The 422-nt window shown below is 55.5% G+C and carries 1 protein-coding gene; it reads left to right on the top strand.

Features of this window, described 5'->3' with window-relative positions; genetic code table 11:
• Window positions 1–237 (top strand): YebG family protein (locus CKW29_RS20310; protein ID WP_095148976.1); only part of this gene is annotated, 237 nt, incomplete at its 5' end.
• Window positions 238–422: the final 185 nt, after the last annotated feature.

Raw genomic sequence — 422 nt, 5'->3', positions numbered from 1 at the left:
GAATTGCTGGCTGAAGTGTTGCAAAAAGCCGTTCCGTCCCTGACCGAACAGCAGGTCGAAGAAGCCGGGATCTACATGGCGAAAAACCGCGATGTGTTTGCCAAGGCGTTCAAGAGCCAGCCGGATGCCCTGTCCGAATTGCTGAACGTGCCCGCTCCGGCAGTGGAATCGGTTGAACCTGCCGAACCTGTCGAGCCGCCCGCCAAACCGGCCAAGGCCGCCAAAGCCGCGAAGTAAGCAACGTGCGAATTGAAAAGGCCCTGGATCACAAGATTCAGGGCCTTTTTCATGCCCGTGTCCCGTCCTGAATAAGGTTTACACCTTCTGACCTATTTTCAGGAGGACACAATGGATTCAGGCAAAAGGCGCAGTCAGCGGGATTACACGCTGGCTTTTAAACTGTCGGTCGTCGATCAGGTCGA

Source organism: Pseudomonas sp. Irchel s3a18 (genome assembly GCF_900187535.1).
Lineage (GTDB): Bacteria > Pseudomonadota > Gammaproteobacteria > Pseudomonadales > Pseudomonadaceae > Aquipseudomonas.
Note: the sequence above shows the minus strand (reverse complement) of the source record. Positions and strands in the feature narration are given on the sequence as shown.